This window comes from Nonomuraea sp. NPDC049400 (genome assembly GCF_044466425.1).
GTDB lineage: Bacteria > Actinomycetota > Actinomycetes > Streptosporangiales > Streptosporangiaceae > Nonomuraea.
The window spans coordinates 171,104-190,406 of record NZ_JBITMP010000017.1; the positions used below are offsets into that span (position 1 = coordinate 171,104).

The window sequence follows — 19,303 nt, forward strand, 5'->3', positions numbered from 1 at the left end:
GCCTGAGCTTCACGCCGTCACCCTCTTGGGCGCCCCGGGCACCACGGCGTCGGGCCTGCGCAGGTAGATCGGGCGCGGCGGACCGAGCGGCGTGCCCTCGGCGAGGCGCTCGGCGGCCAGCGCGGCCAGGGCTCCCGCGTAGGGGTATGGCGGCGCGTCGTTCTTCCCGAGGATCTCGGCGTAGAGCGCGGCGCCGGCGCCCACCACCGGCAGCCCCTCCACCGGCACGTCGGCGGGCCGGTCGACGAAGGGCCCGTCGAGCCTGGTGCGCATGTCTGAATATCGCGCCCAGAACACCTCTTTGCGCCGCGCGTCGGTGGCCACCAGGAACGGCTCGGCGAGCCCGCTGCCGTAGGCGACCGCGTCGAGGGTGCACACGCCGTACGCGGGAACGCCCAGCGTGGTGGCGAGCCCCTGCGCGGTCATCAGCCCGACGCGCAGCCCGGTGTAGGGGCCGGGGCCGCTGCCGGCCACGATGGCGGTCACGTCGCGCAGCGCCGCGCCCGCCTCGCGCACGACGCGCTCAATGGTGGGGACGAGCAGCTCGCCGTGGCGCCGGGCGTCGATCGTCGTGTGCTCGGCGAGCACCCGCTCACCGTCGTGGAGCGCGGCGGTGACGGCGGGCGTCGCGGTATCAAAGGCCAGGACCAGCACGACTGTCTAGCCTACCCGCCGAACGGGTCAGACCCAGCCCGTACGGATTTTCAGCCAGTCGAGCGCGACCACTCCCTGGGCACGCTGGAACGCCCTGAGCGTCGGGAGCCCCGGCGGGTCAGGCAGGCGGCCGTGACGCACGAAATATCCGGTGACTGCGGCCAGCACCGCGGTCACCGCCGGATCAGGCTCGTCGAACAGCTCGTGCGGCGCGGGTCCGCCCTGCATGCCCACCGAGGGCAACATGCACAACCGGTCGATCCACGAGGCGCCCACGCAGGCCCACGGCCAGTCCACGAAGTAGACCCGGTCATCGGTGAGCAGGATGTTGTCGGCCCGCACATCGGCGTGGACCAAGGTGTCACCCGCCGCCGCCTCGGTCCACCCGGACTCCAGCTCGGCCAGCTCGGCGAGGTGGCGCAGCGCCCACGGGTCGAGCCCGTCGGTATCCTCCTCCAGCAGGTCGCGCCAGCCGTGGAACGACGAGCCGAACACCTCGCCGACCGGCGGCGCGTCCATCGGGGCCGGGGTGAGCGCGGCCGACATCTCCTCGACGGCCGCCAGCACCCGGTCGAGCTGGTCGCGCCGCCACGGCATCGCGGGATGCTCCCCCTCGACGTCCTCGAAGACCAGCACGACCCAGCCCTCCAGCTCGAAGCCGGTCAGCAGCCTGGGCGCGGGCGCGGACTCCGGCAGGGCGGCGGCGATCTCGAGCTCGGCGCGGTAGATGCGGACGGAGTCGGGGTTCGGCTCAGGGCCGACGGCCTTGACGAAGGCGCGCCTGCCGTCCTCCGTGCGAAGTCGTACCGCGGCCGCCGGGGAGAAGCCTCCTGACTGGGTGACCGCCTCGGCCACGCGCCCGCCCAGGAACTCCTCCACCGCCGCGCGCGCCTTCGGGTGCACCTCGTGCCAGGGCACCCGGACGCCGGACGCGGGCGGGTTCGTGTCTGCGCTCATGCCTCCATGATCTCGGAAGGCGCAAACGTTTTTCAGGCGCGGGAGGCGTACACGATGATGTTGTCCAGGTACTCGCCCTTGGCGTAGTCGAACTTGCCGCCGCAGGTGACCAGCTTGAGCCCGTCCTCGACGTACACGCGCCTGGCGGGGAAGCTGTCCTTGTGCACCTGCTCGATCGCGTCGACCTTGAAGCTCACGACCTTGCCGTCACTGCGCTCGACCTTGACGGTCTCGCCCTTGCGTAACTGCTTGAGCCGGTAGAACACGGCGGGCGCCGACTTGGTGTCGACGTGGCCGATGATCACCGAGGCGCCCTTCTCGCCGGGCACGACGCTGCCGGTGTACCACCCGGCCACCTTCGGCTTCTCGTACGGCGGCAGCTCGACCTCGCCGTTCTTGGCCAGGCCGAGCTTCATCAGCGGCGCCTCGAGGTCGATCGCGGGGATGTCGATGCTCTCGGGCACTACGGCCGCGGCAGGGGTGGTGCCCGTCTGCATGCCCTTGCCGAACGCCACCAGCACCAGGCCCGTGACCGCACCCGCGAGCACCACCCGTCCAGGGCGGGCCATCACCTACGCCCGGCTGCGACGCTTGATCGCCACGCCGATGCCCGCGGCCAGCGCCAGGCCGATGAGCACGCCCGCGGGGCCGATCGGGATCGAGGAGTCGTCACTGGCGTCCATCCCGTACGTGCCGCCGCCGCCCGCCTTGGGCGCCTTGCTCGGCACGGTGGACGGCACGGGCTCGGCCGCGCCGACCCTGAGCGTGGCCCGGCCCATGTCGTTGGTGCCGTCGCATTTGACGTCGACCCGGTAGGAGCCGCGCCGGACCGTTCCCGAGACCTGCGCCTCGCCGCGCACCCAGGGCGACCCGCCGGTGGCGGGCGTGGCGGTCGCGGTGGCCGACGCCGCGGGGACCGGGTTGAGCACGACGCCGTTGACGAACGCCCTGGACGTCCCGGTGCCGGTGTGCGCGGGGCCGCCGGTCGGGACCGGGCAGTTGGCCAGGATCCAGACCTTGGAGGTCTCGCCGGCGGTGACCCGGTCGGGGTTGAGCTGGACCGAGATGGTCTGCCGGGTGGCGGTCGGCTTCGGGCTGGTCGTCGCAGTGCCGGTCGGCGATGCCGTGCCGCTGGCTGTGGGGATGGACGTGGGGGTGGACGTGGAGGTGGACGTGGGCGTGGGCGTGCCCGTCGGATTGGTCTCGGCGGAGGCCGTGCAGCCGGTCAGACCGACCATGACGATGGCTCCCGCGTACGCGACTCGCCTGAACCCGAGCACCGGCCGCACCCCACTTTGCCGTCCTGCAACCCAGCATCCATCAGAACTATGGATGTCGCCCCTCGTGATACCCAGAAAATCTGGGCCAATCCCTGACCAACGATCATGATTTATGTCGTCGGCCTGGTACGTCAAGGGTGCCAGGATTGCCGAAAACTGACCGGGATTTTAATCTTCGCCCGGTTCAGACGGCGTGTCGGCCCACCTGGGGCCCACACCTCGGAGGGTCACGATGCGAGCCTCCTCGCCCGCCTCGCGGTCGATGTGGATCTCCAGCCGGTCGTCGGCCAGGCCCTCGACCAGCCCCTCGCCCCATTCGACGACGGTGATCGACTCCTCCAGCGAGGCGTCCAGGTCGAGGTCGTCCACCTCGAGGTCGCCGCCCAGCCGGTATGCGTCCACGTGCACGAGCGGCGGCCCCTGGCGCAGCGAGGGATGCACCCTGGCGATCACGAACGTGGGCGAGGTGATCGGGCCACGCACCTTGAGCCCTTCGGCGATGCCCTGCACGAGCGTGGTCTTGCCCGCGCCGAGCGCGCCCGACAGGACGAGCAGGTCTCCTGGGCGCAGCAGCGCGGCCAGGCGGGCGCCGTACGCGCGCATGTCTTCGGGGGTCGCGAGCCTCACTGCAGCTCCACCCTCTTGAGCAGGTCGCGCAGCGCGTCATTCACCACGCCCGGCCGCTCCAACTGGATCAGGTGGGACGTGTCGGGCACCTCGGTGAGCTGCGCCTTCGGCAGCGCGGCCGCGATGGCCTTGCTGTGGTCGGGCGGGGTCAGCCAGTCGCGGTCGCCCACCAGGATCGCGGTGGGCACCGGGTCGAGCATGTGGAGCGCGGAGAGCTTGTCGTGGTTCATCAGCGCGGGGTAGAAGTCGGCGAACACCTCGGTCGGCGTCGCCCTGATCATCGACTCGGCGAAGTCGACCACGGTCGGGCTGATGTTCTTGGAGTCGCCGAAGCCCATGTAGCGGGTGATCAGGAACGCGATGTCGCTGCCCGCGTGGCGGGCGCGGTCGGCCAGCGCGCCGCGCTTGCCCAGCATCGAGACCGTGGTGGGCGCGATCTTGTGCACCGCCTTGGACACCATCGCGGGCAGGCCCAGCGTGAGCTCGGCCAGCTTGCCCGCCGAGGTCGCGATGAGCGCCACCCCGCGGATCTTGTCCTCGAACAGCGCTGGATGGCGGTCGGCCAGCGCCATGATCGTCATGCCGCCCATGGAGTGGCCGACCAGCACGCACGGCCCGGGCACGAACTGCTCGATCACCTCGGCCAGGTCGTCGCCCAGCCGGTCGATCGTGCTGCCGTCGGCGCCGGCGCGCTGCGAGCGCCCGTGGGAGCGCTGGTCCCACAGCACGACGCGGTAGTTTTCGCGCAGGTCCTTGCGCTGGTAGTGCCAGGACTCAAGACTGAGGCAGTAGCCGTGACAGAGCACGACGGTCAATGGCGCATCCTCAGGCCCGTCGATCTCAACGTGCAGCGCCTTCCCGTCAGAGGTGATGAGCGTGCGCTCCCGGCCTCGCAACTCGCCGAACGGCTCACTGGCCTCGGTGTCGGGGCGCAGCCTGATCCGGCCGACCGCGTAGCGCTTCGCCAGCGCCGCCGCCGCGACACCGGCGGAAGCCGCACCGACGAGCGCGCCGGCGATTCCTACCCTGCGCCGTGTTGTCGTCGTCGTCATGTCCCCGATCCTTCTCCGCTCATGCCCGCCGGGAGGTGCCCGTCGTCACTCCGAACGCCTGTGCTCGTAGACCCGCGGCACGCGCGAGCCGATCCTGGTCACGATCTCATGCGTGATCGTGCCGAGATTATCCGCCCACTCCTGAGCGGTCGGCTCGCCCTCGTCACCTGGCCCGAACAGCACGACCTCGTCCCCTGCCGACAGCGCGTCGTCGCCCATGTCGATCATGAACTGGTCCATGCAGACCCGGCCGGCGATCGATCTGCGCCGACCGCCCGCCAGCACCTCGGCCCGCCCCGTCGCGTGCCGGAGAATGCCGTCCGCGTATCCGAGCGGCACGAGGCCGAGTGTGGTCTCGCGCTCGGTGACGTACAGGTGAGCGTATGACACCCCCGAGCCCTCCGGCACCCGCTTGACCAGCCCGACCCGTGCGACCAGCGTCATCGCCTGCCGGAGGCCGAAGTCGCCCAGCTCCGGGATGGGGCTCAGGCCGTACATCGCGATGCCCGGCCTGACCATGTCGTAGTGCGCCTCGGGGAGGGTCACGGTGGCGGCGGAGTTGGCCAGGTGCCTGATCACTTGGGAGCCCGCCGCGCCCACCTGCTCTGCCAGCTTCAGCGCCGTCTTGTACGCCTCCAGCTGCTGCCCGATCGAGGGATGGCCGGGAATGTCGGCGCAGGCGAAGTGTGACCAGAGCCCGACGATCTCGATGACGCCCTCGGCCCGCAACCGCATCGCCTGATCCAGCAGCCCCGGCCAGCCGGCCAGCGGGGCGCCGCCCCTGCTCATGCCGGTGTCGGCCTCCAGATGCAGCTTGGCGACGCGTCCCGTGCGCCGTGCCGCCGCGGCGATCTCCTCGAGCAGTTTCTCGTCGGAGGCCGACAGCTCGATGTCGTTGCCGAGCGCCTCGTCCAGCGGCTCGCCCGGGGTGATGAGCCACGCCAGGATCGGCGCGGTCACGCCGCCCTCCCTCAGCGTGAGCGCCTCCCTGACGAACGCGGTGCCCAGCCGGCTCGCCCCTCCCTGCAGCACGGCCTCGGACACCGGCACCAGGCCGTGCCCGTACGCGTCGGCCTTGACGGCGCCCATCAACTCCGCGCCGCCGGCCCGTTGTTTGAGCAGGGCCACGTTGCGCCTGATCGCGTCCAGGTCGACCCGCGCCTCGGCGGGGGTGGCCATCGGGTGGTACATCCTTCTAGTGTGGCAGCTCACGCACGTGGTCGAGCGCGATTCACACCCCCTGGCCACCCCGTAAGACGAACGATTGCCCAGCGCCCGGCGCCGTGCGCTTACGTGCCGCTCACCGCGCGGATCGCCTCGGGGATCGCCGTGGCCACGTCGGCGGCGGCCAGCGGTGCGCCGTCGGCGGCGAGGCGGCCGGCGAGCCCGTGCAGGTACGCCCCGCAGGACGCCGCGTCGTAACAGCTCAACCCCTGGGCGAGCAGCGCCCCCGTCACCCCCGACAGCACGTCCCCGGTCCCTCCGGTGGCCAGCCAGGACGTCCCGGTGGCGTTCACCCGTACCGGCCGGGAGTCCTCTGCCACCACCGTGGTGGACCCCTTGAGCAGCACGGTCACCCCCAGCTCGCCCGCGGCCCGCCGAGCGTGCTCCAGCCGGGCCGCCTCGATGTCGTCGCGGTCGGCGCGGATGAGCCGCGCCAGCTCCCCGGCGTGCGGCGTGATCAACACAGGCGCGGACCGCCTCAGCAGCGCCCGGTCCCGGGCCACCAGCGTCAGCGCGTCGGCGTCGATCAGCACGGGCACGTTGGACGCGAGCACGCCGGCGGCCAGCTCGTGCGCCCAGTCCCCGGTGCCCAGCCCGGGCCCGAGCACCCACGCCTGCACCCGCCCCACGTCGTCGAGCGAAGGCCGGTCCAGCTCGGTGACCACAGCCTCCGGCCAGTGCGAACGCACCTGCGCGACCGGCGCGCTCGGCCCCGCGTACCGCACCATCCCCGCCCCGGCCCGCAGCGCGCCCCCCACGGCCAGCACGGCGGCGCCGGTGAACAGGTCGCTCCCCGCGGCGACGCCCAGCACGCCCCTGCGGTACTTGTCCGACTCCTTGCCCGGGCGCGGCAGCAGGACGTCCACGTCGGCGGGGGTCAGGGCCGCCACGTCGGGATCGGGCAGGTACGCCCCGAGCCCGATGTCCACCAGCTCGACCCGGCCCGCGTGCTCGGCGCCCGGATCGACGAGCAGCCCCGTCTTGTACGCCCCCATGGTCACGGTCACCCGCGCCCGCACCGCCGCGCCGTCCACCCGCCCGCTGCTCGCGTCCACCCCGCTGGGCACGTCCACCGCCACGATCGGGCCGCGGGCGGCGTTCGCCTCCTCGACGAGCTCGCGGTACGGCTCCCGCAGCGCCCCGGAAGCCCCGATCCCGACGAGCCCGTCGATGATCAGGTCCGCCCCCTCCAGAAAGGCCCGGTCGACGACCCGCCCACCGGCCTGGCGGAACGCGGCCAGCCCCGCCTCATGCGTCTTGGACCCGGCCAGGATCGCGCCCACCCACGCGCCGCGCCTGGCCAGGCGCTCGCCCGCGTAGAGCGCGTCACCGCCGTTGTCGCCGCTGCCGACGAGGAGCACGACGCGTTTGCCGTACACCCTGCCCAAGAGGTCGGCGCAGACGGCGGCGAGCCCGGTGGCGGCCCGTTGCATGAGCGTGCCCTCGGGCAGCCGCGCCATCAGCTCGTGCTCGGCGCCCCTGATCTGGTCGGCGGTGTAGGCAGTCCTCATGATCCGAAGCTATCCCTCCGCGATCACATAGGCCACGGCCACACCCGCGTCATGGCTGAGGGAGATGTGCCACCGCTTGACCCCGAGGTCGTAGGCGACCTCCGCGGCTCTGCCGGTGATCCGCAGCTCCGGTTTGCCGGCCTCGCCGCGGCGCACCTCGGCCTCCCGGTGGTCCAGCCCCGCCGGCGCGCCGAGCGCCTTGGCCACGGCCTCCTTGGCGGCGAACCTGGCCGCCAGCGACTGCACCGGCAACCCCCGCTCGGCCTCGGTGAACAGCCGCTCCCTGAGCTTCGGCGTGCGCTCCAGCGTCGCCTCGAAGCGGGCGATGTCCACCACGTCCACGCCGATGCCCAGGATCATCTCCCAAGCGTACTCAAAACAGCCCTCGCTCCCACGGCCCCCAGATGGCGAAGGACCTGCCCTGTTTGGCCTGCACGTTGACGTACAGCGTGTGGCCGCCTGGCCCGAACGTCGAGCCCGCGAACTCCGCCCCCGGATCGCCGGAGATCGGCTCCAGACGGCAGAAGTCGAAGATCTCCCCCGATTTCGTGAGCCCGCGAAGGTAGTTGTCGCCGTCGCCGTCCTCGCACAGCACTAGCGTGCCGCGCCTGCTGACGGTCACGTTGTCCGGCAGGTCGAGCGCGGCCGAGCGCGGCGACTCGTAGACGAGCTTGAGCCGCCCGCTCGACGTCTCGTACGCCCACACCTGCCCCCGCCCCTTCCCGAACCCGGACGGCGGCTTGTCGCCCGGCGGGGTGTCCCCGCCCTGGGTGGAGACGAAGTACACGACGCCCTGGTGGAAGACGGCCCCCTCCAGCCTGGAGAAGATGGCCGCCCCCTCCTCGCGCCCCTGCCGGCCAACCGCCTGTACGGCCTCGTCGTTGGCCGGCTTGCTGGTGAAGGCCGGGTCGGGGTCGTCGATGTCCACCCAGACCGTCTCGTACGCCGTCCCCGCCCGCTGCCCTGCGGACAGGTCCTTGCGCTTGGCGCCCTTGACGGCGAGCATCTGCAGCCTGCCGCCGTCGAGCAGCCGCCCGGCCTGTACGGGGTGCTTCGGCGGCAGGTACCGGTAGAACCCGGAGGGGAAGGAGAAGTTGTCCTCGGTCATGTAGAGCGCGCCCGTCGAGGGGTCGAACGCCACCGACTCGTGCGGGAACCGACCTGCCGACCTGATCGGCCTGGCGCTGGCGGCCCGGTTGACCGGCACCTCGAAGAGGTAGCCGTGCTTCTGCGTGAGTTTGGAGTTGTCGCCGCCGGAGAAGTCGTCGGCCACGTCGGGGCCGTTGACCGTCTCCTCGCAGCTCACCCAGGCCCGCCACGCCATGGGACCGCCCGAGCAGTTCATCATGGTGCCGTTCAGCGAGGGCGCGCTCTTGATCACCTCGCCGTGGCGGGTGACGCGCAGCGTCGAGGTGCCGCCACCGGCCATCGGGTCGTACGCCTTGTCCTTGTCGCCGAACGCGCCGACGGGCCCGTTGACCTCGTGGTTGCGGATCAGGATGGCGCTGCCGTCCGGCCCCGAGAAGGCCGCCATGCCGTCGTGCCTGCCGGGCACCTCCGAGCCGTCGCTGAACTTCTCGCCCGCGGCGCTGAACGAGCGGTACCTGAACCCGTCGGGCAGGTGCAGCCGCACCTTCCCGTCACGCAGGTCGGCCACCGGCTTCAGCCGTCCGTACCCCGGCACGGGCTTGACGCCCCCCTGCGCTCCCGCGCAGGCGACGCCGGCGAAAGGCCCGGCGACGGCGATCACATTGGCGATGAAGCGACGACGGTCCATGAGACCTCCCAGCCCCGAACAGTAGCCGCCGGCACATCGTCAGACATGTCATTCAGCAAGACGCCTTACCTTTCCCCGAACTGAGTCTCGGTAATCCCCCGTCTTTATCCACAGGCTGTGGATCTCGCGGGGAGTGCCCCGGCCATGATCCGGTTTGTCCCTCATCGCTAGGCTGCCTAGGTGAACAACGGCTACGTGGAACTGAGCAGGGAGCAGTGGAGCGAGCTCCGCAAGAACACGCCCTTGACTCTCACCGCAGACGAGCTGGAAGAGCTTCGCGGCGTCGATGATCCCATCGATCTCACCGAAGTCACCGACATCTACCTCCCCCTCACCCGGCTGCTCAACCTGCACTTCACCGGGTCCAAGCAGCGCAGCAGCGTGCTGAGCGCTTTCCTGGGCCATCCCGAGCAGCGCGTCCCGTACATCCTGGGCATCGCGGGCAGCGTCGCGGTGGGCAAGTCGACGACGGCGCGGCTGCTGCACACGCTGCTGGCCCGCTGGCCCGAGCACCCGCACGTGGAGCTGGTCACCACCGACAGCTTCCTCTACCCGAACGCGGTGCTGGAGGCCAAGGGCATCATGCACCGCAAGGGCTTCCCGGAGAGCTATGACCGCAGGGCGCTGGTCAGGTTCGTGGCTGAGGTGAAGGCGGGGACGGCCGCGGCCCACGCGCCGGTCTACAGCCACCTGGAGTACGACATAGTGCCCGGTGCCACTCAGGTCGTGAAAAGTCCGGATATCTTGATCATCGAAGGGCTCAACGTCCTCCAGCCCGCCCCGCCCACGTCCCTCGCGGTCAACGACTACTTCGACTTCTCCATCTACGTGGACGCCAAGGTCGAGGACATCCGCACCTGGTACGTCGACCGCTTCCACAAGCTCCGCCGCACCGCCTTCGAGGACCCGAAGTCGTACTTCCGGCACATCGCGGAGCTTTCCTACGACGAGGCCACGACCTTCGCGGTCAACGTCTGGCGCGACATCAACGAGCGCAACCTGATCGAGAACATCGCCCCCACCAGGGGCCGCGCCGACCTCGTGCTCCAGAAAGGCGCCGACCACTCGGTCAGGCGAGTACGCCTCCGCCAAACCTGACCCCCCAAAGGAACCGACGTCCGATAGACCACAATGGCGTGCGTGCTTCATCTGCGACTGATCAGCCCCACCGCACGCACCGAAGAGGCGACGGCGATGTTGACGGACTGCACAGGCGTCACCAACATCGTCGTCCTGCCCGGCGCCGCCCGTGAGCCGGTCGGCGACGTGATCCTCTGCGACGCGGCCCGCGAGTCGGCGAACGAGGTGCTGGACAGGCTCAAGTGGCTGGAGACGGAGGGCTCCATCGCCATCGAGCAGGTCGATCTGTCGCTGTCCAAGGCCGCGGCGGACGCGGTCGACGAGGCGCCTGGCGAGCCCGACGACGCCGTGGTGTGGGAGGAGCTGGCGCACAGGGTGCGCGCCGACTCCCGCATCACGTGGGCGTACCTGGCCTTCCTGGCCATCGCCACGCAGATCGCCGGCATCGGCATCCTGCAGAACTCACCCATCCTGATCGTCGGCGCGATGGTGCTCGGGCCGGAGTTCGGCGCGGTCGCGGCCATCTGCTTCGGACTGCTGCACCGCAGATGGCGCCTGGTCATCGGCTCGTTCAGGACGCTGGTCGTCGGGTTCGCGGTGGCGATCGCGATCACGTTCGCCTGCGCGCTGGTCTCGAACTGGCTCGACTGGATCGACATCGGCCACCTCGTCAGGAACGAGGAGGTGCAGTTCATCGTCAAGCCGGACCGGTGGTCGTTCATCGTGGCTCTGCTCGCCGGCGCGGCCGGGGTGCTGTCGATCACGGCGGGCAAGTCGTCGGCCCTGGTCGGCGTCTTCATCTCGGTCACCACGGTGCCCGCGGCCGGCTACGTGGCCGTCGCGCTGGCGCTCGCCGACTGGCAAGAGGTCTCCGGCTCGGTGTCGCAGCTCGCGGTCAACATCCTCGGCATGGTCATCGCGGGCACCGGCACGCTGCTGGTCCAGCGGAAATTCTGGCCTCAAGTAGGACGGCGTTCATCCGTCTGAACGAGGCGGCGGCCCCGCCCGCCGGGTACGGTCGGGCACATGCACATCCTCGCCACCGAGGGGCTGACCAAACGCTTCCCCACCGTCACCGCGGTCGATCAACTCACGGTCACCGTGGGGCCCGGGGTCACCGGTCTGGTCGGGGCGAACGGCGCGGGCAAGTCGACACTGATCAAGATCCTGCTCGGCCTGCTGCCGCCCACCGGCGGCACCGCCAAGGTGCTCGATCTGGACGTGACCGCGCAGGGCGCCGAGATCCGCAGGCTCGTCGGCTACATGCCCGAGCATGAGTGCCTCCCGCCCGACGTCTCCGCCACCGAGTTAGTCGTCCACCTCGCACAGATGTCCGGCCTGCCGCGCACTGCCGCCCGCGAGCGCGCGGCCGACGTGCTGCGCCACGTCGGCCTGGCAGAAGAGCGCTACCGTGCCGTCGGGGGCTACTCCACGGGCATGAAGCAGCGCGTCAAGCTGGCCCAGGCTCTCGTGCACGACCCCAAGCTGATCTTCCTCGACGAGCCCACCAACGGCCTCGACCCGCGCGGCCGCGACGAGATGCTGACGCTGATCAGGCGCATCGGCACCGAGTTCGGCATCAGTGTGCTGGTCACCTCCCACCTGCTGGGGGAGCTGGAGCGGATCTGCGACCACGTGATCGTCATCGACGCCGGGCGGCTGCTGCGCTCGTCGGCGATCGGCGAGTTCACCCAGGCCACGCAGGCCGTCACGGTCGAGGTCGAGGACGGCCTGGAGCCGCTGGCCGCCCGCCTGACCGAGGTCGGGCAGACCGTCTCCCAGCAGGGCCGCCTGCTGGTGGTCAAGGTGCTCGGCACAGAGACGTTCGACGCGATCAGGGACGCCGCCGTCGATCTGGACCTCTGCCTCATCCGCCTCGAACAGGGACGTCACCGCATCGAGGACGTCTTCAGGGAGGAGGCCGCAGGTGTCTGAGATCTACGACATCGGCTACCGCCACTACGACGGACCCCGGCTCGGCCGCGGCTACTCGACCAGGGCGCTGACCGTCCACAGCCTGCGCGGCATCTTCGGCCTCGGGCGCACCGCCCGCAGCAAGATCATGCCGTTCTCCCTCTTCGCCATCATGCTGCTGCCGACCGTCGTGACCATCGCGACGATGGCTTTGGCCCAGCAGCGCATCCTGCCCTACAGCGGCTTCGCCGTCATCATGCAGGCCGTGGTGGCGGTCTTCCTGGCCTCGCAGGCGCCCACCGTCGTCGCGCCCGACCTGCGCTACCGCGTGCTGCCGCTCTACCTGTCACGTCCGGTCTCGATCGCCGAGTACGTGGGCGCCAAGGTCGCGGCCATGACCCTGGCACTCTTCCTGCTGGTGGCGGTGCCCATGACATTGATCTACGTCGGCGAGCTGGTGGTGGACATGCCCGGGCCGCCGGCCACTGGGGAGTACCTGGGCGCGGTGCTCATGGCGCTGGCGCTGGCCGTGCTGCTGTCGGCGTTCGGGCTGGCGCTGGCCTCGTTCACACCGCGGCGCGGGCTCGGGGTGGCGTCGGTGATCGTGGTCTACCTGCTGTCGGTGGCGTCGGTGCCGTTGACCTACGGGATGCTCTACAACTCCGGCTACGAGTCCGCGGCCGCCTGGGCCTGGCTGGCCAACCCGTTCTGGTTGGTGGACTCCGTACAGTCCTGGCTGTTCGGCACTCCGCCGCACTCCATCGAGAGCGCCGCCTACCCGAGTGGCCCGGCCTCGGTGGCGATCCTCGTGCTGCTGGTGGCACTCGCCCTGGCCGCCCTCGCGCTGCGCTACAGGAAGGCGGCCTCGCGGTGAAGATGGAGCTGTCGCAGGTTTCCCGCTGGTACGGCAACGTGGTGGCGGTCAACGACGTCACCATGACGATCGGCCCGGGCGTCACGGGCCTGCTCGGCCCCAACGGTGCGGGCAAGTCCACGCTCCTCCACATGATGGCGGGCTTCCTGGCCCCGTCAGGCGGCTCTGTCACGCTGGACGGCACTCAGGTCTGGAAAAACCACCACATCTACCGAAATATCGGTCTGGTTCCGGAGCGGGAGGGCGTGTATGGCTTCCTCACCGGATGGCAGTTCGTCCTCTCCGCCGCCCGCCTGCACGGGCTGAGCGATCCTGTCGAAGCGGCCCGCAAGGCCCTGGCGACGGTCGAGATGGAGGAGCCCAAGGACCGGCGCGTGGAGACGTACTCGAAGGGCATGCGCCAGCGCGTCAAGGTGGCCGCGGCGCTCGTCCACGACCCGCCGGTGCTCCTGCTCGACGAGCCGTTCAACGGCATGGACCCCCGCCAGCGGCTCCACCTGATGGACCTGATCCGCGCCATGGGCACGGCGGGCAAGACGATCCTGTTCAGCTCCCACATCCTGGAGGAGGTCGAACGGGTCGCCCAGCACATCGAGGTCCTGGTGGCGGGGCGGCACGCGGCGTCGGGCAACTTCCGCGAGATCCGGCGTCTGATGACCGACAGGCCCCATCTGTTCATGATCCGTTCGAGCGACGACAGGAAGCTCGCCGCCGCCCTCATCCGCGACCACTCGACGGGCGGCATCACCCTCCGCCCCGACGGTCTCGAGGTCCAGGCCGATGAGTTCCGCCGCTTCGCGTGGCTGCTCCCCCGGGTGGCCCAGGCGCAGGGCGTACACCTGCACCAGGTCTCCCCGGCGGACGAGGACCTGGAGAGCGTCTTCTCCTACCTGATCAACAGGAGCACCTGATGAACACAACCGTCGCGGGCATCACGTACCGCGCCTTGCTCGGGCGGCGCCGCATCATCCTGCTCCTCCTGCTCCCCCTGGCCCTGATCGGGCTGGCCGTGCTCTTCCGCGTGCTCGCCGGAGGCGACCAGTTCGCGGCCGTGGAGCTGATGCAGAAGTTCGCCATCGGCACCATGCTCCCGCTGCTGGGCCTGATCGCGGGCACGGGCGTCATCGCCCCGGAGATCGACGACGGCACGATCATCCACCTGATGTCCAAGCCGATCTCCCGCCCGGTCATCGTCCAGACGAAGTTCCTCGTGGCGGTCTCGCTGATGGCCCTGTTCGGCGCCGTGCCCACCTACGTGGCGGCCTGGATCCTGGCCGGGAACGAGGACGGCATCGCCCCGGGTTTCGCCCTGGGAGCCCTGGTCGCCGGCATCGCGTACGCCGCCGTCTTCCTCCTGCTGGGCGTCGTCACCCGGCACGCGGTCACGATCGGCATCATCTACGCCCTCGTCTGGGAGAGCGTGGTGGGCGGCTTCATGCCGGGCGCCCGCAAGTTCTCGATCCAGCAGTGGGGTCAGACGATAGCCAAGCAGATCTCCGACTCGGCCTTCATCGAGGCCGACGTCGCCCTGAGCTTCGCCGTACCCGCCCTGATCGTCGTCACGGTCGTCGGTGTCCTGCTGGCAGGCCAGCGGCTGCGGGTCTTCTCGCTCACCGGAGACGAATGAAACGGCCCGCGGGATCATCCCGCGGGCCGTCACGAAGAGACGCTCAGGCGCAGACCTTGCGTACGACGTCGGCGAGGCGGTCCGCCACCTGGGTGGCGTGCTCCTCCGACGCGGCCTCCACCATGACGCGGATCATCGGCTCGGTGCCGCTCGGCCTGATCAGGACCCGGCCCGTCTCCCCCAGCTCCGCCTCCGCCTCCGCGACGGCGGCCAGGAGGTCGGGCGCCGAGGCCTTGCCCTTGTCCACTCCCTTGATGTTGATCAGGATCTGCGGCAGCGGCGTCATCACCGAGGCCAGCTCCTTCAGCGGCACGCCCGACTTGGCCACCACGCCCAGCAGGTGGAGCGAGGTGAGCAGGCCGTCGCCGGTGGTCGCGTGGTCGAGCATGATGACGTGGCCCGACTGCTCGCCGCCCAGGTTGTAGCCCTCGGACTTCATGCGCTCGAGCACGTAACGGTCGCCCACCGCGGTCTCCACCACGGTGATGCCCGCCTCGCGCATGGCCAGCTTGAAGCCCAGGTTGGACATCACGGTCGCCACCACGGTGTCCTTGGCCAGCAGGCCCTCGCCGTGCATGGCGGCGGCGAGGATGGCCATGATGTGGTCGCCGTCGATGATCGCGCCCGTGTGGTCGACCGCCAGGCAGCGGTCGGCGTCACCGTCGTAGGCCACGCCGAGGTCGGCTCCGCGCGACACGACCACCTGCTGGAGCTTGTCCAGGTGGGTGGAGCCGTGGCCGGCGTTGATGTTGAGGCCGTCGGGCCGCGCGCCGATGGACTCGACCCTGGCGCCCGCGCGCACCAGCGCCTCGGGGGCCACCATGTGCGCGGCGCCGTGGGCGCAGTCGACCACGATGCTGAGACCGTCGAGCGCGGCGCTCATCGTGGTCAGCACGTGAGAGATGTACCGGTTGGCCTCACCGTACGCCTCCCGCACCCGGCCCACGCCGGAGCCGACGGGAAAGGTCCACTCCTCGCCCAGCCGCCGCTCGATCTCGTCCTCGACCGCGTCGGACAGCTTGAAGCCGCCGCGGGCCAGGAACTTGATGCCGTTGTCAGGCGCCGGATTGTGCGAGGCCGACAGCATGACGCCGAGGTCGGCGCCGAGCGCGGCGGTGAGGTGGGCGACGGCCGGGGTGGGCAGTACGCCGAGGCGTAGCACGTCCACACCAGACGCCGCGAGGCCGGCGACCACGGCGGCCTCGAGAAACTCTCCCGAGGCACGCGGGTCCCGGCCTACGACCGCCACCGGTCGGCGCCCGGTGGCGGCGAACGCGCCGGCATCGCCGAGGACGTGAGCCGCCGCGACCGAAAGGTCCATGGCGAGCTGCGCCGTGAGGTCGCGGCCGGCGACCCCACGTACCCCGTCGGTGCCGAAAAGGCGCGCCAATTTAGCGCTTGCTGTACTGCGGAGCCTTGCGGGCCTTCTTGAGGCCGTACTTCTTCCGCTCCGTGGCGCGGGCGTCACGGGTGAGGAAGCCGGCCTTCTTCAGCGGCGGACGGTTGACCTCGACGTCCAGGATCGCCAGGGCGCGGGACAGGCCCATGCGCAGCGCGCCGGCCTGGCCGGTCACGCCACCGCCGTCGATGCGCGCGATGACGTCGAACGCCTCCTCGGCGCCGAGCACCACGAAGGGCTCGTTGACGATCTGCTGGTGGACCTTGTTCGGGAAGTAGACGTCCAGCGAACGACCGTTGATCGTCCACTTGCCGGTGCCGGGGACGATGCGCACGCGGGCGATCGCCTCCTTGCGGCGGCCGGTGCCGTACGAGTTGCCCGTGGTGACGGGCTTGCGGACGGGCGCGTCGGCGCTGGCGGCGGACTCGGTGGTGTACTCGGACGGGAAGTCCTCGCCGGAGAGGTCCTCCAGCTCGGCCTCGACGACGGCCGTCTCGACACCGGTGGGCTCAGCCACGGTTCTCCTCTAAATCTTTCGAACTACTACTGGGCGATCTGGGTGATCTGGAACTGCACCGGCTGCTGGGCCTGGTGCGGGTGCTCGGAACCCGCGTAGACCTTCAGCTTCTTCGCCATCTTCCGGCCGAGGGAGTTCTTGGGAAGCATGCCCTTGACGGCCTTCTCGACGGCCTTGTCCGGCCGCTTCTCCATGAGCTCGCCGTACGTGACGGAACGCAGACCGCCCGGGTAGCCCGAGTGGCGGTACGCCTTCTTCTGCTCAAGCTTGTTGCCACTGAGCGCGACCTTGTCCGCGTTGATGACGATGACGAAGTCACCGGTGTCGACGTGGGGAGCGAAGATCGGCTTGTGCTTGCCGCGGAGCAGGGTCGCGACGTGGCTGGCCAGCCGGCCCAGCACGACATCGGTCGCGTCGATGACGTACCACTGACGCTGGACGTCGGCGGGCTTCGGTGAGTACGTGCGCACGGTCGTAGCCTTCTTTATGCTCGCGTCTTCGGCGCTGTCGGATGTGACAGCTACATTGGTCGGTCGGTGCGGGCACACGACGGCCCGGACCTTCCGTCTCCTCAACACGGGAGATGACGCCGGACGCGCCGCGCATTGGTCTCGCGGGACCTATGCACACAACGAACCTAAGCTACCCGCCCATAGGCGCGCAGGTCAAAATGACCGGTAACCCGGAGCGAGTTTACCTGACCGCAGAACGGTTCGGTTTCGTTTCCCTGGGACCTCTTCATTCCCAAGACCAGACATCCCTATCGTTAGCGGCGGTATGCGGCAGAACTCTCACCCCCGGCCAACCCAGCGAGGCGCTCGGCGCCGGAATCACCTGGGGGTGCTCGCCTGCCTCATGGCTGTGCTGTTCACCGGCGTACTGATCGGCCGGCTGAGCGACGACGCCGACCCGGCCCGCCACGTCTACCTCAACGAGACCATCCCGCCCGCCGCCGCCACTGCCAACCCCGCGCCGACGGCGGCCAAGAAGGCGCAGCAGCAGGCCGAGATGATCCCGAGGAAGCTCACCACCAAGAGCGCGCCGCGCGGCAGGACCACTCCCAGGGTCACCAGGACGCCCGAGGGCCAGATCCCCGGGTTCAACAGCCAGGACAACCCGGCGATGCTCAGCGACGGCAGCACCGGCGTGCAGGTGCTGCCTGGACTGGCGGCCAAGGTCGTCTCGCTCACCAACTCCGCCAGGTCCAGGCACGGCTGCGGGGCGCTCAGGGTGGACGCGGCGCTCACCCGCTCCGCGCGTGCGCACTCACTGGAGATGGCGAGCACCAGGCAGCTCGGCCACAACTCCCCCGACGGCTCCTCCCCGTGGGACCGGATGGAGCGCGCCGGATACCACTGGGGCGCCGCGGAGAACATCGGCGCCGGATACAGCACCGCCGAAGAGGCGGTGCGCGGCTGGCTCGACAGCCGTGACCACCGCAAGAACATCCTCGACTGCGACCTGAAGGCCATCGGCGTGGGCGTCGCGTCAGGCCCGGACGGGCCATGGTGGACTCAGGACTTCGGAACCCGATGACGAACATCACGGTAATGTCGCCGCATGGGTTTTCCCGAAGGACGTGAAAACGGCGCCCCCTACGGGATGGGGAGCATGTTCCAACCTGCGGGCAACGGCCGGGGTGCTCAAGGCGGTCCCCGCACGCCGGGCGGTCCGGGCGTTCCCCCTGCTCAGGGCTTTCCCGGCGGCCCTGAGGGACCGGGCGGTCCCGGCTTTCCCGGCGGCGGCCCCGAGGGCCCCGGCGGCCCAGGAGCTCCAGGCTCTCACGCCGGTCCCCCCGCGCTCGGCGGCCCGGACGGTCCGGGCTGGCCAGGCGGTCCCGGCGGTCCCGGCGGGCCTGGCGGTCCCGGCGGGCCCGGCGGGCCGGATGATCCCGGTGGCGCCGAGGCTCCGAAGCGTTCCCGCCGTTCCCGCAAGGAGCGCGCCGCCAGTGACTCCGACGAGACGTTTTCTCAGAGCACGTCCGAGAAGACGTCTCAGAGCAAGTCCGACAAGGCGCCGCAGAGCCGGGTGGGCTGGAGCCCATACGACGAGGGCCCGCGCTCGCGCGCCCCGCTGTGGTTCGCCATCGGCGGCATCGCCGTGCTCGGCCTGCTCGGCGGCGGCCTCGTGCTGATGTGGAACGCCGACGGGCCCGTCACCGCCCAGACCTCCACCCCGCGCCAGACCTCCGCGCCGCTCCCCTCGGCCCCTCCCGGCAAGTACGGCTTCGCGGCCGAGCGCTCCACGGACCCCGAGCCGATCACGGTCAAGGAGATCTTCGGCAAGAAGAAGAAGTTCGCCGTCGAGGGCCGGGCGTACGAGATGACGATCACCAGCAAGGACAAGAAGTGCAGTGACGGCGCCCTGGGCGACGCACTGAAGAAGGCCCTCAAGTCCGGCAAGTGCACCCAGCTCGTACGCGCGAGCTTCCGCGACAAGTCCGGCAAGGTGATCGGCACGATCGGCGTGGCCAACCTCAAGACCAGCAAGTCGGCGGCCAAGGTGGCCAAGGTCGGCAGCACGACCAACTACGTGAAGCCGCTGGCAGGCAAGGACAGTGTCACCAAACAGCTCGGTTCGGGCGCCGGCGGGGCCAAGATCTGGACGCACGGCCACTACGCGATCATGGTCTGGTTCCAGAACAAGGACGGCACGAAGCCGGACAAGAAGGGCTCCAAGCAGCTCTTCGCCGCCATCAACGACATCACCAAGGCGACGGTCTTCAAGGCCCTGGACAACCGGACGCTGACCGGAAGCCCCCTGTAGCAAATCGGTCTTTGAGCGCGTTAGGCAGCCAAACGGGATGCGGG

General features: G+C 70.2%; 21 protein-coding genes. 8 read left to right on the top strand and 13 right to left on the bottom strand.

Translation table 11 applies throughout. The features are described 5' to 3' along the window. Positions 1-9 precede the first annotated feature (9 nt). The 10 genes from tsaB to ACIBVN_RS27135 all read right to left on the bottom strand — a co-directional run bounded on the left by tsaB (position 10) and on the right by ACIBVN_RS27135 (position 9,082). Positions 10-654: a tRNA (adenosine(37)-N6)-threonylcarbamoyltransferase complex dimerization subunit type 1 TsaB gene (gene tsaB / locus ACIBVN_RS27090; protein ID WP_397140928.1), complete on the bottom strand. Its 645-nt coding sequence runs from the start codon at positions 652-654 to the stop codon at positions 10-12. A gap of 27 nt (positions 655-681) precedes the next feature. Next, positions 682-1,611, bottom strand: a complete 930-nt coding sequence (locus ACIBVN_RS27095; protein WP_397140930.1) for an aminoglycoside phosphotransferase family protein — start codon at positions 1,609-1,611, stop codon at positions 682-684. Positions 1,612-1,643: 32 nt separating this feature from the next. After that, the gene (locus tag ACIBVN_RS27100) at positions 1,644-2,180 is read right to left on the bottom strand and encodes a class F sortase (protein ID WP_397140932.1); all 537 of its coding nucleotides are present in this window, start codon (positions 2,178-2,180) and stop codon (positions 1,644-1,646) included. 3 nt (positions 2,181-2,183) lie between these two features. Further along, positions 2,184-2,891, bottom strand: coding sequence for a hypothetical protein (locus ACIBVN_RS27105; protein WP_397140934.1), 708 nt, complete (start codon positions 2,889-2,891; stop codon positions 2,184-2,186). 168 nt (positions 2,892-3,059) lie between these two features. Further along, positions 3,060-3,518 carry a tRNA (adenosine(37)-N6)-threonylcarbamoyltransferase complex ATPase subunit type 1 TsaE gene (tsaE, locus tag ACIBVN_RS27110; RefSeq protein WP_397140936.1) on the bottom strand — a complete coding sequence of 153 codons (459 nt, stop codon included), beginning with the start codon at positions 3,516-3,518 and terminating at the stop codon, positions 3,060-3,062. After that, the gene (locus ACIBVN_RS27115; RefSeq protein WP_397140938.1) at positions 3,515-4,570 is read right to left on the bottom strand and encodes an alpha/beta fold hydrolase; all 1,056 of its coding nucleotides are present in this window, start codon (positions 4,568-4,570) and stop codon (positions 3,515-3,517) included. The genes tsaE and ACIBVN_RS27115 overlap by 4 nt, the downstream gene beginning before the upstream one ends. 45 nt (positions 4,571-4,615) lie before the next feature. Next, positions 4,616-5,749 carry an alanine racemase gene (gene alr, locus ACIBVN_RS27120; protein WP_397141000.1) on the bottom strand — a complete coding sequence of 378 codons (1,134 nt, stop codon included), beginning with the start codon at positions 5,747-5,749 and terminating at the stop codon, positions 4,616-4,618. A 110-nt stretch (positions 5,750-5,859) separates the two neighbouring features. Continuing rightward, positions 5,860-7,305, bottom strand: coding sequence for an NAD(P)H-hydrate dehydratase (locus tag ACIBVN_RS27125; protein WP_397140940.1), 1,446 nt, complete (start codon positions 7,303-7,305; stop codon positions 5,860-5,862). A 9-nt stretch (positions 7,306-7,314) separates the two neighbouring features. Beyond that, positions 7,315-7,665 carry a holo-ACP synthase gene (locus ACIBVN_RS27130; RefSeq protein WP_349446714.1) on the bottom strand — a complete coding sequence of 117 codons (351 nt, stop codon included), beginning with the start codon at positions 7,663-7,665 and terminating at the stop codon, positions 7,315-7,317. A 13-nt stretch (positions 7,666-7,678) separates the two neighbouring features. Continuing rightward, complete coding sequence (locus ACIBVN_RS27135) at positions 7,679-9,082, bottom strand: alkaline phosphatase PhoX (protein ID WP_397140943.1); 1,404 nt, start codon at positions 9,080-9,082, stop codon at positions 7,679-7,681. Positions 9,083-9,277: 195 nt separating this feature from the next. Here ACIBVN_RS27135 and coaA point away from each other — a divergent pair, with 195 nt between their 5' ends. Genes coaA through ACIBVN_RS27165 form a run of 6 tightly spaced genes read left to right on the top strand, consistent with a single transcriptional unit; the run spans position 9,278 to position 14,577 of the window. Beyond that, positions 9,278-10,180: a type I pantothenate kinase gene (gene coaA / locus ACIBVN_RS27140; protein ID WP_397141002.1), complete on the top strand. Its 903-nt coding sequence runs from the start codon at positions 9,278-9,280 to the stop codon at positions 10,178-10,180. 33 nt (positions 10,181-10,213) lie between these two features. Next, positions 10,214-11,149 (top strand): DUF389 domain-containing protein, encoded by a 936-nt coding sequence (locus tag ACIBVN_RS27145; RefSeq protein WP_397140945.1) that lies wholly within the window; start codon positions 10,214-10,216, stop codon positions 11,147-11,149. 39 nt (positions 11,150-11,188) lie between these two features. Beyond that, positions 11,189-12,097: an ABC transporter ATP-binding protein gene (locus tag ACIBVN_RS27150; RefSeq protein ID WP_397140947.1), complete on the top strand. Its 909-nt coding sequence runs from the start codon at positions 11,189-11,191 to the stop codon at positions 12,095-12,097. After that, the gene (locus ACIBVN_RS27155; RefSeq protein ID WP_397140949.1) at positions 12,090-12,950 is read left to right on the top strand and encodes an ABC transporter permease; all 861 of its coding nucleotides are present in this window, start codon (positions 12,090-12,092) and stop codon (positions 12,948-12,950) included. The genes ACIBVN_RS27150 and ACIBVN_RS27155 overlap by 8 nt, the downstream gene beginning before the upstream one ends. Beyond that, positions 12,947-13,861, top strand: a complete 915-nt coding sequence (locus tag ACIBVN_RS27160; RefSeq protein ID WP_397140951.1) for an ABC transporter ATP-binding protein — start codon at positions 12,947-12,949, stop codon at positions 13,859-13,861. The genes ACIBVN_RS27155 and ACIBVN_RS27160 overlap by 4 nt, the downstream gene beginning before the upstream one ends. Further along, positions 13,861-14,577, top strand: coding sequence for an ABC transporter permease subunit (locus tag ACIBVN_RS27165; RefSeq protein ID WP_397140953.1), 717 nt, complete (start codon positions 13,861-13,863; stop codon positions 14,575-14,577). The genes ACIBVN_RS27160 and ACIBVN_RS27165 overlap by 1 nt, the downstream gene beginning before the upstream one ends. 43 nt (positions 14,578-14,620) lie before the next feature. Here ACIBVN_RS27165 and glmM read toward each other — a convergent pair whose 3' ends face one another. The 3 genes from glmM to rplM are packed head-to-tail and all read right to left on the bottom strand — an operon-like array spanning position 14,621 to position 16,963. Continuing rightward, on the bottom strand, positions 14,621-15,967 hold the full coding sequence (glmM, locus tag ACIBVN_RS27170) for a phosphoglucosamine mutase (protein WP_397140955.1): 1,347 nt from the start codon (positions 15,965-15,967) through the stop codon (positions 14,621-14,623). Position 15,968: 1 nt separating this feature from the next. Continuing rightward, a complete protein-coding gene (gene rpsI, locus ACIBVN_RS27175) occupies positions 15,969-16,493 on the bottom strand; it encodes a 30S ribosomal protein S9 (RefSeq protein ID WP_397140957.1) in 525 nt (174 codons plus the stop codon). Between the two features lie 26 nt (positions 16,494-16,519). Continuing rightward, a complete protein-coding gene (gene rplM / locus ACIBVN_RS27180) occupies positions 16,520-16,963 on the bottom strand; it encodes a 50S ribosomal protein L13 (protein WP_364030605.1) in 444 nt (147 codons plus the stop codon). A gap of 385 nt (positions 16,964-17,348) precedes the next feature. On the opposite strand from rplM, the gene ACIBVN_RS27185 reads away from it, so the two are divergent. Further along, complete coding sequence (locus tag ACIBVN_RS27185; protein WP_397140960.1) at positions 17,349-18,029, top strand: CAP domain-containing protein; 681 nt, start codon at positions 17,349-17,351, stop codon at positions 18,027-18,029. A gap of 75 nt (positions 18,030-18,104) precedes the next feature. Beyond that, complete coding sequence (locus ACIBVN_RS27190) at positions 18,105-19,259, top strand: hypothetical protein (RefSeq protein ID WP_397140962.1); 1,155 nt, start codon at positions 18,105-18,107, stop codon at positions 19,257-19,259. The last annotated feature ends 44 nt before the right edge of the window (positions 19,260-19,303 follow it).

What these genes read in the sequence shown, in the direction of transcription:
- ACIBVN_RS27095 (WP_397140930.1), bottom strand. Translation starts at nt 1,611, where the DNA reads ATGAGCGCAGACACGAACCCGCCCGCGTCCGGCGTCCGGGTGCCCTGG.
- ACIBVN_RS27100 (WP_397140932.1), bottom strand. Translation starts at nt 2,180, where the DNA reads ATGGCCCGCCCTGGACGGGTGGTGCTCGCGGGTGCGGTCACGGGCCTG.
- ACIBVN_RS27115 (WP_397140938.1), bottom strand. Translation starts at nt 4,570, where the DNA reads ATGACGACGACGACAACACGGCGCAGGGTAGGAATCGCCGGCGCGCTC.
- alr (WP_397141000.1), bottom strand. Translation starts at nt 5,749, where the DNA reads ATGGCCACCCCCGCCGAGGCGCGGGTCGACCTGGACGCGATCAGGCGC.
- ACIBVN_RS27125 (WP_397140940.1), bottom strand. Translation starts at nt 7,305, where the DNA reads ATGAGGACTGCCTACACCGCCGACCAGATCAGGGGCGCCGAGCACGAG.
- ACIBVN_RS27130 (WP_349446714.1), bottom strand. Translation starts at nt 7,665, where the DNA reads ATGATCCTGGGCATCGGCGTGGACGTGGTGGACATCGCCCGCTTCGAG.
- ACIBVN_RS27135 (WP_397140943.1), bottom strand. Translation starts at nt 9,082, where the DNA reads ATGGACCGTCGTCGCTTCATCGCCAATGTGATCGCCGTCGCCGGGCCT.
- ACIBVN_RS27145 (WP_397140945.1), top strand. Translation starts at nt 10,214, where the DNA reads ATGGCGTGCGTGCTTCATCTGCGACTGATCAGCCCCACCGCACGCACC.
- ACIBVN_RS27150 (WP_397140947.1), top strand. Translation starts at nt 11,189, where the DNA reads ATGCACATCCTCGCCACCGAGGGGCTGACCAAACGCTTCCCCACCGTC.
- ACIBVN_RS27165 (WP_397140953.1), top strand. Translation starts at nt 13,861, where the DNA reads ATGAACACAACCGTCGCGGGCATCACGTACCGCGCCTTGCTCGGGCGG.
- ACIBVN_RS27185 (WP_397140960.1), top strand. Translation starts at nt 17,349, where the DNA reads ATGGCTGTGCTGTTCACCGGCGTACTGATCGGCCGGCTGAGCGACGAC.
- ACIBVN_RS27190 (WP_397140962.1), top strand. Translation starts at nt 18,105, where the DNA reads ATGTTCCAACCTGCGGGCAACGGCCGGGGTGCTCAAGGCGGTCCCCGC.